Below are 11,694 nucleotides of genomic sequence, written 5' to 3'. Positions count from 1 at the left end.
TGGTTTCTCGTGTCTCGATCGCTCCAGCAGAATGCGGTGGTGGAACAGCCCGCTATCACGCCAGTCGTCGCCGAACTCGCCGCCCGGTTCGCAGCCGGGGGCAAGCGCCTCTACCTCGTGGGTGGGAGTGTGCGCGACGCCGTGCTGGGGCGCCCGACGAACGACTTCGACTTCACCACGGACGCGCGACCTGCGGAGATCCAGAAGCTGCTGAGCGGCTGGGCCGAGGCGCAGTGGGACACCGGAATCGCCTTCGGCACGGTCGGCGCGTCGAAGCAGGGCGAGATCATCGAGATCACGACCTTCCGCGCGGACGTCTACGACGGCGTCACCCGCAACCCCGAGGTGACCTTCGGCGAGAACATCGACGGTGACCTGGTCCGTCGTGACTTCACGGTCAACGCCATGGCGTTCGACATCGCGGCGGGCGAGTTCGTGGATCCGACCGGAGGCCTTCAGGCGGCCCGTGACGGTGTGCTGGACACGCCGGCGACCCCGCAGGAGTCGTTCGGTGACGACCCGCTGCGGATGTTGCGCGCCGCGCGGTTCGTGTCCCAGCTCGGCTTCACGCCGGCGCCGCGGGTGGTCGAGGCGATGCGATCGATGGCAGGCCAGCTCACCCGCATCACGCCGGAGCGCGTGCAGGTGGAGCTCTCGAAGCTCCTGTGCGGGGCGCACCCCCGCCGCGGCATCGAGCTCATGGTCGAGACCGGCCTGGCAGACGTCGTGCTGCCAGAGCTCACGGCCATGAAGCTGGAAATCGACGAACACCATCAGCACAAGGACGTCTTCGACCACTCGCTGGTTGTGCTGGAACAGGCAATTGATCTTGAAGATGTTGATCAATCACCCGATCTGGTGCTGAGGATCGCGGCGCTCCTGCACGACATCGGCAAACCGGCGACCCGGAAGTTCGAGCCGGGCGGTGGCGTCTCGTTCCACCACCACGAGGTCGTGGGCGCGAAGATGGTCCGCAAGCGCTTGCGGGCGTTGCGGTACTCGAAGGAGATCACCGAGGACGTCGCGAAGCTCGTCTACCTGCACCTTCGCTTCCACGGCTACGGCAACGGCGAGTGGACCGACTCGGCCGTGCGCCGGTACGTGACCGACGCCGGCGACCTGCTGACGCGGTTGCACAAGCTCGTCCGTGCCGACTGCACGACCAGGAACAAGCGCAAGGCGAACCTGCTGAAGCGGACCTACGACTCTCTCGAGGAACGCATCGCGCGCATCGCGGCCGAGGAAGACCTCGCGCGTGTGCGGCCGGACCTCGACGGCAACGAGATCATGAAGCTGCTCGGGCTGCCGCCGGGTCCGCAGGTCGGTGCCGCGTGGAAGTTCCTCAAGGAGCTCCGGCTCGACAACGGGCCGATGGACCGCGACGAGGCGGAGGCGGCGTTGCTCGGCTGGGCGCGCGAACAGGGGATCGCACCACCCGCCATGTGACGCATTGTGAGCGGATGAAATCCCCGCGTTAGCGAAGTGTCAGCGCGGGGTTGCACCATGGGAAGTGCGCTAGGGGGCGCATGGGGGTGGTGCAGATGTTCGCTTGGGGACTTTCCGCAGGTCCGGCCGTTCACGACTTGGACGAGCTGACCGATGACCAACGGGCCGTGCTGAGGTGTCTCGCGCGTGGTCACGCAGACCACGAGATCGCGCGCGTGCTCGGTCTCGCGCAACAGCGGGTGGCCGACGAGGTCGCCGACATCCTGCGGCGTCTGGACCTACCTGATCGGGTGGCCGCCGTCGTCTTCGCGCACGAGGCCGGCATGTTGCACCTGCCGTTTCCGCGCTAGCAGGTAACCGGCCAGGCCGACCAGGTAAAGACCCGCGGCGGCGATGACGAGACCGGGCGCGCGTCCGTCCAGTGGGACCAGCGTCGCCGTGACGGACACCGCGGTGACCTGCGCGATGTTGAACAAGGTGTCGTAAAGGGAGAAGACCCGGCCGCGCACCTCGTCACCGATGTCGTGCTGCACCGCGGTGTCCACGCACAGCTTGACGATCTGACCGGTGAAGATGATGACGAAGCTGGCCGCGAGGATGCTCGGCAGCGTCATCGGCAGCCCGAGCCCGATCTGCGCGGCCGCGGCGAGGATCAGCGCGCCGCAGATCGTCCGGGAGGTGCCGAACCTGTCGACGACCCGGTCGGTGAGGATGCCGGCGAGCAGCACACCGGCGCCGCCCGCGACGGCGACCTCGCCGAGCCCGCCGATGCCGGCCTTGAGGATGCCGACGTCCTCCAGGCTGTAGCGCATCAGCAGCAGCGTGATCATGAGGCTGATGCCGAACGCCGCCCGGTGGGCGAGGACGGCGGCGAGCGCGGCGATGACGCTCGGCGTGCGCCAGGCGGCCTTCGCGCCGTCCAGCAGACCGCGAGCCACGGCCGTGACCGCGTTGTGCGGCTCGTCGACCTCGTCCGGTCCGAGCACGCCCGCCTTGAACCGGCTGGCGATGAACGCGCTGAGCAGCAGCCCGACCACGGCGATGGTGGTGGTCCACGCCGAGCCGCCGTCCCCGGCACCGAGCAGCGTGCGGAACCCGATGGCGCAGGCGGCGCCGACCACGGCCATGATCGCCCCGGCCGTCGTGGCCAGCGCGTTCGCCTCGACCAGGTGGTCTTCCGGGACGACGTGCGGCAGGGATGCGCTCAGCCCGGCCCCGACGAACCGTGCGATGCCCATGACGATGAGAGCGGAGACGTAGAGGGGCAGCCCGCTCAGCCCCGCTCCGACCGCCGCGGCGGTGAGCAGGACGAACACGGCGCGCGTGAGGTTCGCCACGACAATGACTTTTTTGCGGTCCCACCGGTCGAGCAGCGCGCCCGTGAACGGGCCGATCAGCGAGTACGGCAGCAGGAGAACCGCGAACCCGGCGGCGATGGCCACCGGATCGGCCTGGCGCTCGGGGTTGAAGAGCACGGCACCGGCGAGCCCGGCCTGGAAGAGGCCGTCACCCCACTGCGACGCGAGGCGGGTGGCGAGGAGCCTGCGGTACTCGGGGATGCCGAGGAACCGGCGTGATCCCCAGTGGTGCTTCTCCACCGCAAGCGCTGTCACCGTTGCACTGTAGGCGCGTGGTGGTGAAAACCACGAAAGCCGGACCTCACGGTCCGGCTCTCTTGGATCGGATGCCAGGTCGCCTCACGGCGCGGCGCACTACGCGGCTCCAGCCGAACGGTATTCCGCGAAGGCGGTTGTCTGTTGAGCCCGGGGGACACAAAGACATCCGACACTTGAGTCTAACGGGGTGCGGCCCTGAGTTGTTCCGGCGATCACGGGTGATTTCATGGTGACGTGCGTCCCGATGACGAAGTCGAAGTCGAGCCAGGTTCCCTGTTGGTTGCCGCTCCGAGCCTCAACGACCCGAACTTCACGCGCACCGTCGTTTACATCATCGATCAACGTCCAGAGGGGACCCTCGGTGTCGTGCTGAACCGCCCCTCCGAGGTGGCGGTGCTCGACGTGCTGCCACCGTGGGGTTCGCACGTCACGAAGCCGCAGTGCATCTACATAGGCGGCCCGGTCGAGCAGAAGACGGCGTTGTGCCTGGCGGCGCTGAAGCCGGGCACCGATCCGTCCGCAGTGGAGGGCCTGGTCGGCGTGCAGGGCCCGGTGGCGCTGATCGACCTGGACGCCGAACCGGACGACCTCATGCCGCTGGTGCGCGGCCTGCGGGTGTTCGCGGGCTACGCGGGCTGGGGCGAGGGTCAGCTGGACGGTGAGATCGAGCGCGGCGACTGGATCGTCGTGACCGGACTGGCCGATGACGTGCTGGTGGGCGCGAACGTCGACCTGTGGGGCCGCGTGCTGCGCCGGCAGGGCATGCCGCTGGCGCTGCTGTCGACCTATCCGAAGGACGTCCGCGAGAACTGATTCACGCTTGATTCACGTGAAACGTTGAGGCTCTAGAGACCGGCGAGCGGCGAGCAACCGCCGCCACCGCAGGCGCAGCCACCGCAGCCCTTGGGCTTGACCGGCTCCGGCAGCGCCTCGGCCGCACGGCTGCCCACGAGCCCACCGGCGACTGCGATCGCGAGCGCGCCGATCAGTCCGATGATCCCAGCGGTGACGGCCAGGTCGGCCATGACGAACGCCATCGCGCCCGACACGATCGCGACCACACCGGCCGCGACGTTCGGCACCCCGGCAACCCGGTTGGCCAGCGCGAACGTCTCCTCGTCTCGCAGCGCCGCCGCCGTGCGCACACCGACGTAGCGGTTGCGTCGCAGCTTGCCCTGCAGACCCAGCAGACCGACCGCGCCGAGAGCGACGCCGAGCACACCCAGGACGACCGACAGCACGATGTTCACCCCATGAGGGTAAGACGGAACCGCGGTTCACCGGAAAGTCACCCCGGTCTGGTGTGCCCCACGCCACCGCCCCGTGCATGGCACTTGCGGTGCGCTGATACCGTTGACGACATGAGCACGGCCCGCCTGCTCCTTATCTAGCCGCGACGACCTGATCGAAAGACGGTCGGCGCGGCCGCCCTCCATGCCCTTTCTGGGCTGGGGGGTTTCGTCATGTCAGGGGCAGGATCGATGTGAGAGGGACGCCTGAAATGAGCACGGACGCGGCGGAAATCCCCGCCTACCGCTACACCGCCGACCTGGCGAACCAGATCGAGGAGCGGTGGCAGCGGTACTGGGAGAACCACGGCACCTACCACGCGCCCAACCCCGTTGGCGCGCTCAAGGGTGACGTGCCCGCGGACAAGCTGTTCGTGCAGGACATGTTCCCGTACCCGAGCGGTGCCGGCCTGCACGTCGGGCACCCGCTGGGCTTCATCGGCACGGACGTGTTCGCGCGGTACCACCGCATGAACGGCCGCAACGTGTTGCACACCATGGGTTTCGACGCGTTCGGTCTGCCCGCCGAGCAGTACGCGGTGCAGACGGGCCAGCACCCGCGCAAGACCACCGAAGACAACATCAACACGTACCTGCGCCAGATCCGCCGGCTGGGGCTGGGCCACGACGAGCGTCGCCGCATCTCGACGATCGACCCCGAGTACTACAAGTGGACCCAGTGGATCTTCTTGCAGATCTTCAACTCCTGGTACGACGTCGACGCCCGCAAGGCGCGTCCGATCGCCGAGCTGATCTCCCAGTTCGAGTCTGGCGAGCGGGACGTCGAGGGCGGTCGCAAGTGGTCTGAGCTGTCTTTTGCCGACCAGCAAAGGATCTTGGGCGAATTCCGGCTGGCCTACATGTCGGAGGCGCCCGTCAACTGGTGTCCCGGACTGGGTACTGTGCTGGCGAACGAAGAGGTCACCGCGGACGGTCGCAGTGAACGTGGCAACTTCCCAGTGTTCAGGAAAAGCCTGCGCCAGTGGATGATGCGCATCACCGCGTACTCGGACCGGCTGATCGACGACTTGGACCGGCTGGACTGGCCGGACAAGGTGAAGGCCATGCAGCGCAACTGGATCGGGCGCTCGCATGGCGCCCGAGTCCGATTCGCGGTGGGAGACGAGAGCATTGAGGTCTTCACGACCCGGCCGGACACGTTGTTCGGCGCGACCTACATGGTCCTGGCACCGGAACACGAGCTGGTGGACCAGATTGCGACGCCCGATCGCGTGGCAGACATCGCCGCGTACCGGCGCGCCGCGTCCCTGAAGTCCGAACTGGACCGTCAGGAGAACAAGGAGAAGACCGGCGTCTTCATCGGGGCGTATGCGACAAACCCGGTGAACGGCAAGGAAATTCCGGTCTACATCGCCGACTACGTGCTGATGGGCTACGGCACCGGCGCGATCATGGCCGTGCCCGGCCAGGACCAGCGCGACTGGGACTTCGCGAAGAAGTTCGACCTGCCGATCATCCGCACGGTCCAGCCGTCTGCAGGCTTCGAGGGTGAGGCCTTCACCGGCGACGGACCGGCGGTGAACTCGGGCTTCCTGGACGGCATGGCGATCGACGACGCCAAGAAGACGATGATCGGCTGGCTGGAGGAGAACGGCCACGGCCACGGCACCGTCCAGTACAAGCTGCGCGACTGGCTGTTCAGCCGCCAGCGCTACTGGGGCGAGCCGTTCCCGGTCGTCTACGACGAGGCCGGCACCGCGATCGCGCTGCCGGAGTCGATGCTGCCGATCGAGCTGCCCGAGGTCGACGACTACTCGCCGCGCACCTTCGACCCGGAGGACGCGAACACCGAGCCGTCGCCGCCGCTGTCGCGCGCCACCGAGTGGACGACGATCGAGCTGGACCTGGGCGACGGCCTGAAGACCTACCGCCGCGACACGAACACCATGCCGAACTGGGCGGGTTCGTGCTGGTACCAGCTGCGCTACGTCGACCCGGTCGAGACCGAGCGGTTCGTCAACCCGGAGAACGAGAAGTACTGGCTGGGCCCGCGCACGGCCGAACACGGCCCGACCGACCCCGGCGGCGTCGACCTGTACATCGGCGGCGTCGAACATGCGGTTCTGCACCTGCTGTACTCGCGCTTCTGGCAGAAGGTCCTGTTCGACCTGGGCCACCTGACCGGCGACGAGCCGTACCGCCGCCTGTTCAACCAGGGCTACATCCAGGCGTACGCCTACGTCGACCCGCGCGGTGTCTACGTGCCGGCCGACGAGGTCGTCGAGGAAGACGGCAAGTACATCTACAACGGCGAAGAAGTCCGTCGTGAGTACGGAAAGATGGGCAAGAGCCTGAAGAACGTCGTCACGCCGGACGAGATGTGCGAGAAGTACGGCGCCGACACCTTCCGGTTCTACGAGATGTCCATGGGCCCGATGGACGTGTCACGTCCGTGGGCGACCAAGGACGTCGTTGGCGCCCAACGGTTCCTGCAGCGTCTGTGGCGCAACCTGGTCGACGAGACCGACGGCTCGTTGCGCGTCACCTCCGAGGAGCCCTCGGTCGAGGCGTTGCGACTGCTGCACAAGACCATCGCCGGCGTGCACGACGACTACGCCAACCTGCGCTACAACACAGCAGGCGCGAAGCTGATCGAGCTGAACAACTTCGTCACCAAGCACTACGCCGCCGGCACGCCCCGCGCACTGGCCGAACCCCTGGTGCTGATGCTGGCCCCGCAGGCCCCGCACGTGGCCGAGGAACTGTGGGCGAAGCTGGGCAACGACGGCACGCTGGCCCACGGCCCGTTCCCCAAGGCCGACGAGCAGTACCTGGTCGAGGACACCGTCGAGTACCCGATCCAGGTCAACGGCAAGGTCCGCTCGCGGGTCGTCGTCTCGGCGTCCGCGTCGCAGGACGAGATCAAGGCGGCGGCACTGAGCGAGGAGAAGATCGCCGAACTGGTCGCCGGTGGCGAACCGCGCAAGGTGATCGTCGTTCCGGGCCGCCTGGTGAACGTCGTTCTGTAGCAACTCTGAAGGGGCTGGTGCTGTCCTCCGGGCAGCGCCAGCCCCTTCAGCACCGAGCCGAGGTCGAGTGACGGGCCGGCCACCTGCGCCGCCCGCAACGCTCCCGCGAGCACGGTCATGAGCATCTCGACGACCATGTCCGCAGCGAACGCGCTGCGTGTGACTGGCGGCGACGTTCCTTGTGGGCACGGACACGCGGTCCTCGACGGCCAGCCTCACCAAGCTCCCCCAGAACGGCGAGATCTTCCGCAGGGACATCGCGGCGGAGACGTGAAGCGCTCGCGAAGAGGCTCAACGGCCGCAACCTCGAAGGCCGGATCCGCAGCTTCGAGCTGCTCGGTGCTGCCCCGCAGGTTCCGCGACTTCGTCCGCGACTCAATGAACCGCTGATTCGTCCTCGGAGAACCCGATGTCCGTCAGCATCTGGTCCAGCATGCTGTCGAACATCGGCTCCGGGTTGCTCACCGCGAACGGGAACCGCCCGAACACCTCCAGCGCCACGTGCCCGTACAGCCGCACCCACGACTGCACCACGTGGTAGATCTTGCCCAGGTTGAGCACGGAGTCCTCGACGACGACGCCGTGCACGGACACCGCGTCCATGAGCACCTGTTGGAATCGCACCAGGTCCTCGTGCAGCACCTCGGGCACGTCGTCGTCCGCGTGGTTGGCGACCAGGTTCGAGGCGATCAGCTGCCCGGCCAGCTGCAGGAACACCGCGCCGAACTGGTCGGCGCCCAGTGGGTCGCGGGGCGAGGCGAACACCAGCGCGAACTCCTGCGGGTGGGCCAGTGCCCAGCGGCGGAAGGCGTGGCACACCGCCCTGACTTGGCATCCCACCTGGCCTGACGTGTCTGCGGCCAGGTCCGCGTAGAGCGCTGAGGCCATGTCCGCGCAGATGTCGTCGCAGAGCTGCCGCAATAGCGCGTCGTGGGAGTCGTAGTAGCGGTAGAGGGCGGGCGCGGTGATGCCTAGTTTGCGCGCGATGGCACGCAGGGTAACCGCGTCGCGGCCGCTTTCCACCAAAAGGGCGCGGGCCGCCTGCCGAATCTCACGCTCGGTCTCAGCGCGGAGACGTTCTCGGCGAGTGGCCTCGGTCATATGTCACTCCATCGGGTTGTAGACCCTGTCCACGGCCCCGTACGGTTTCAGTGAACGGTGTTTACAAGAGTTCACGGGATTTACAGCACGGTAACCCAGGAGGCCGTCGTCGATGTTCGCGAAGTGGGGCTCGATCGCATATCGCCGCCGGTGGGTGGTCTTGGTCGCGACCGTACTGCTCACCGTTCTCGGCGGTGTTTGGGGCTTGGGCGTGTTCGACAAGCTCAGCCAGGGTGGCTACGAGGCTCCCTCCAGTGAAGCGGCGCGGGCCGACAAAGTAGCCGAGGAGGCGTTCGGGCGGCAGAACGGTGATGTGATCGTCATTTACCGCGGCGATTTCGCCAACCCGCTCGAGATGAAGAAGGTCGCCGACCACATCAGCGGCTTCCCCAAGGACGACGTGCTCAGGGTCAACGGGCCGGTGCCGTCCGACGACAAGCAGCAGGCGCTGGTCGCGATCACGCTCACCAGTGGTGATTCGAACGAGCAGATCAAGCAGTTCGAGGACATCCAGAAGCAGCTGAGCATCGACGGCTTCACCCAGCAGGTCGGTGGGCTCGTGCCCACCCAGAAGGCCATCAACGACATGTCGCAGGAAGACCTGACGCGCGCGGAGATGTTCTCGCTGCCGCTGGTCCTGCTGCTGCTCGTGATCATCTTCGGTGGACTGGTGGCCGCCAGCCTCCCGGTCGTCGTCGGTGGTCTCGCGATCATGGGCGCGCTCGGCGTGCTGCACGGCGTCGCGCTCTTCACCGAGGTCAACTCGTTCGCCGTCAACGTCGCGTCGCTGCTCGGCCTGGGCATGGCGATCGACTACGGGCTGTTCATGGTCGGCCGGTTCCGCGAGGAACTCGCCCAAGGACGCACGACCGAACAAGCAGTTGGTCGCACCGTCGCCTCAGCAGGGCGCACGGTCGTGTTCAGCGCGACGTTGCTGGTCATCGCGTTGGCCGGGCTGCTGCTCTTCCCCCACGGCTTCCTGAAGTCCCTCGCGTACGGCGGCATGTCGTCGGTCGCGATCGCCGCGGTGGTCTCGCTGACGTTGCTGCCCGCGTTGCTCGGCGTGCTCGGCCACCGGGTCGACAAGCTCGCCATGCCGTGGCGCAAGAAGGAGCCGAGCGAACGCGGCTGGCGCAAGCTGAGCGGCAAGGTCATGAAGCGGCCGCTGCTGTTCGCCATCCCGCTGATCGGAGTCCTCGCGGCACTCGGCGCGCCGTTCCTGAACGTGCAGTTCGGCCAGGTCACCGAGAAGGTGCTGCCGGAGGGCAACACCGTGCGGGTGGCCACGGAGAACATCAACCAGAACTTCTCCGCGCTCTCCAACACCGGCTTCAAGATCGTGGTCAAGGGCGGTGACCAGGCCGTGGTCCAGGAGTACCTGGGCAAGGTCAAGGACGTGCCCGGCGTCGGCGAGGTCCAGCCGATGGGCGCGGACAAGGGCGTCACGGTCGCGGCCGCCGGGCTCGAGCAGGACGCGCTGAGCGACGAGTCGAAGCAGGCGCTGAAGGACGTCCGGGCGATCACTCCCCCGCCGAACGCCGAGGTGCTGGTCGGCGGCAACACCGCCACGGTCAGCGACTCGCTCGACGCCATCGCGGCCGGGCTGCCGTTGATGATCGCGTTGCTGGTCGGTGCCACGCTGATCCTGATGTTCCTGGCGTTCGGCTCGGTCGTGCTGCCGATCAAGGCCGTGCTGATGAGCGCGCTGTCGTTGTCCGCGACGTTCGGCGTGCTGGTCTGGATCTTCCAGGAGGGTCACGGCGCGGACTGGCTCGGCGTCACGCCGGGGCCACTCGAGTCCGGCATCGTCGTGCTGATGGCGGCCATCGTGTTCGGTCTGTCGACGGACTACGAGGTCTTCCTGCTCAGCAGGATGGTCGAGGCCCGTGGTCAGGGCGCGACCACCGAGGAAGCCGTGAGCACCGGCCTGGCCAAGACCGGCCGGGTGATCACCTCGGCGGCGCTGCTGCTGATCGTGGTCACGGGTGCGTTCGCGTTCTCGCAGGTCGCGATGATGCGGTTCGTCGGCGTCGGCATGATCCTGGCGCTGGCGCTCGACGCCACCGTGGTCAGGATGCTGCTCGTGCCGGCCGTGCTCAAGCTCCTCGGCAACGCCGCGTGGTGGTCACCCGGTCCGCTCAAGCGGATCCAGGAACGCCTCGCGCTTCACGACGAGCCGGTGGACGACTTCGACGACTGGGACGACGAGATCCGCGAACCCGCCAGGGTGGGCTGACCGGAGGCGAAGGCGATCATGGCCGCGTCGAACTGGCGCGGCCTCGCCTCCTCCAGCTCGCCCGACCGCATCCGGTAGGTGGCGAGCACCGCGTTGGACGTGTCCAGCACCGTCGTCGTCGCGCCGGTCGCGAAGAAGACCCTCGGGTCGCCCGGCGCGATGGCGACACCCGGCGTGTTGATGGGCAAACGTTCGCGCACCGTCATGGTCGCCGTGTCGACGACCACGACCGAGCTTTCTTTCGGCAACGTCAGGTAGACCGTGGCGCCGTCCGGGGTGACGGCGATGCTGCCGGCTCCCCTGCCGACGTCCAGCGAGCCGACGACCTGGTTCGTGGTCGTGTCGATCACCGACAACGTGCCGGGCGTCTTGTCACCGAGGCGCATGCTGCTCACGTAGAGGCGCTTGCCGTCCGGTGAGATCGCCAGGAACTGCGGCAGGCCGCCGACCTGGACCGTCGAGGTCTGGAACGCCGTCGCCGTGTCGACCAGACCGACCGTGCCGTCCTGGGCGTTGGCCACGTAGAGGACCTGGTTGTTCGGGTGGACGGCGAGACCCTGCGGCTGGCCGGGCACCTTGACCGCGGCGACCAGCCGGAAGTCCTGCGGGTCCACCACCGCCACGCCGCCGCTGGCCGAGACGTAGAGGCGCTGCCCGTCCGGGCGCATCGCCGCGTGCGAGAGCTGGACCTGGGTGAAGATGCGGTCGAGGATCGCGCCGGTCTCCGGGTCGACCACGGTGATCGCGCCGGTCCACCCGTTGATCACGTAGAGCCGCTGACCGTCCGGGGACACGGCGACACCCGTCGCGCGGCCGCCGGTGTCCGCCTGCGCGAGAACCGTGCCGCTCCGGGTGTCGACGACCTGTACGAGACCGGTCTTGCCCACCACGTACGCACGCGGGGAAACCGATGCGGAGGAAGTGGTCGTGTACTCGTGCCCTTGGTGAACACCCGTCGCCGCGAAGGCCGCTGAGAGCGCTAGAACCGCGGCCACGAGGCGTGGCTTTGCCATACG

General features: G+C 67.7%; 9 protein-coding genes. 5 read left to right on the top strand and 4 right to left on the bottom strand.

Translation table 11 applies throughout. The features are described from left to right. Window positions 1–9: 9 nt before the first annotated feature. Window positions 10–1,446 carry a CCA tRNA nucleotidyltransferase gene (locus ACWGE0_RS08625; RefSeq protein ID WP_452260310.1) on the top strand — a complete coding sequence of 479 codons (1,437 nt, stop codon included), beginning with the start codon at window positions 10–12 and terminating at the stop codon, window positions 1,444–1,446. Window positions 1,447–1,541: 95 nt separating this feature from the next. Further along, a complete protein-coding gene (locus ACWGE0_RS08620; RefSeq protein WP_452260309.1) occupies window positions 1,542–1,796 on the top strand; it encodes a LuxR C-terminal-related transcriptional regulator in 255 nt (84 codons plus the stop codon). On the opposite strand, the gene ACWGE0_RS08615 is transcribed toward ACWGE0_RS08620, so the two are convergent. Beyond that, complete coding sequence (locus ACWGE0_RS08615) at window positions 1,725–3,059, bottom strand: MFS transporter (protein ID WP_452260308.1); 1,335 nt, start codon at window positions 3,057–3,059, stop codon at window positions 1,725–1,727. The two genes, ACWGE0_RS08620 and ACWGE0_RS08615, sit on opposite strands and share 72 nt — an antisense overlap. A gap of 237 nt (window positions 3,060–3,296) precedes the next feature. Here ACWGE0_RS08615 and ACWGE0_RS08610 point away from each other — a divergent pair, with 237 nt between their 5' ends. Continuing rightward, window positions 3,297–3,875, top strand: a complete 579-nt coding sequence (locus ACWGE0_RS08610) for a YqgE/AlgH family protein (protein ID WP_452260307.1) — start codon at window positions 3,297–3,299, stop codon at window positions 3,873–3,875. Window positions 3,876–3,907: 32 nt separating this feature from the next. Here ACWGE0_RS08610 and ACWGE0_RS08605 read toward each other — a convergent pair whose 3' ends face one another. After that, on the bottom strand, window positions 3,908–4,312 hold the full coding sequence (locus ACWGE0_RS08605) for an SdpI family protein (protein WP_452260306.1): 405 nt from the start codon (window positions 4,310–4,312) through the stop codon (window positions 3,908–3,910). Between the two features lie 251 nt (window positions 4,313–4,563). Between ACWGE0_RS08605 and leuS the strand changes: the two genes are divergently transcribed. Next, the gene (gene leuS / locus ACWGE0_RS08600) at window positions 4,564–7,341 is read left to right on the top strand and encodes a leucine--tRNA ligase (protein WP_452260305.1); all 2,778 of its coding nucleotides are present in this window, start codon (window positions 4,564–4,566) and stop codon (window positions 7,339–7,341) included. A 375-nt stretch (window positions 7,342–7,716) separates the two neighbouring features. Here leuS and ACWGE0_RS08595 read toward each other — a convergent pair whose 3' ends face one another. Beyond that, window positions 7,717–8,442 carry a TetR/AcrR family transcriptional regulator gene (locus ACWGE0_RS08595; protein WP_452260304.1) on the bottom strand — a complete coding sequence of 242 codons (726 nt, stop codon included), beginning with the start codon at window positions 8,440–8,442 and terminating at the stop codon, window positions 7,717–7,719. Between the two features lie 112 nt (window positions 8,443–8,554). Between ACWGE0_RS08595 and ACWGE0_RS08590 the strand changes: the two genes are divergently transcribed. Beyond that, window positions 8,555–10,678, top strand: coding sequence for an MMPL family transporter (locus ACWGE0_RS08590; RefSeq protein ID WP_452260303.1), 2,124 nt, complete (start codon window positions 8,555–8,557; stop codon window positions 10,676–10,678). On the opposite strand, the gene ACWGE0_RS08585 is transcribed toward ACWGE0_RS08590, so the two are convergent. Continuing rightward, entirely contained in the window at window positions 10,609–11,691 is a 1,083-nt protein-coding gene (locus ACWGE0_RS08585; protein WP_452260302.1) for a hypothetical protein, read from the bottom strand. The genes ACWGE0_RS08590 and ACWGE0_RS08585 overlap by 70 nt on opposite strands. Window positions 11,692–11,694: the final 3 nt, after the last annotated feature.

Source organism: Lentzea sp. NPDC054927 (assembly GCF_053610285.1).
The sequence above is the reverse complement of the archived record's forward strand: the minus strand, read 5'-3'. Positions and strand labels throughout refer to the sequence as shown.

What these genes read in the sequence shown, in the direction of transcription:
- leuS (WP_452260305.1), top strand. Translation starts at nt 4,564, where the DNA reads ATGAGCACGGACGCGGCGGAAATCCCCGCCTACCGCTACACCGCCGAC.
- ACWGE0_RS08595 (WP_452260304.1), bottom strand. Translation starts at nt 8,442, where the DNA reads ATGACCGAGGCCACTCGCCGAGAACGTCTCCGCGCTGAGACCGAGCGT.
- ACWGE0_RS08590 (WP_452260303.1), top strand. Translation starts at nt 8,555, where the DNA reads ATGTTCGCGAAGTGGGGCTCGATCGCATATCGCCGCCGGTGGGTGGTC.
- ACWGE0_RS08620 (WP_452260309.1), top strand. Translation starts at nt 1,542, where the DNA reads ATGTTCGCTTGGGGACTTTCCGCAGGTCCGGCCGTTCACGACTTGGAC.
- ACWGE0_RS08585 (WP_452260302.1), bottom strand. Translation starts at nt 11,691, where the DNA reads ATGGCAAAGCCACGCCTCGTGGCCGCGGTTCTAGCGCTCTCAGCGGCC.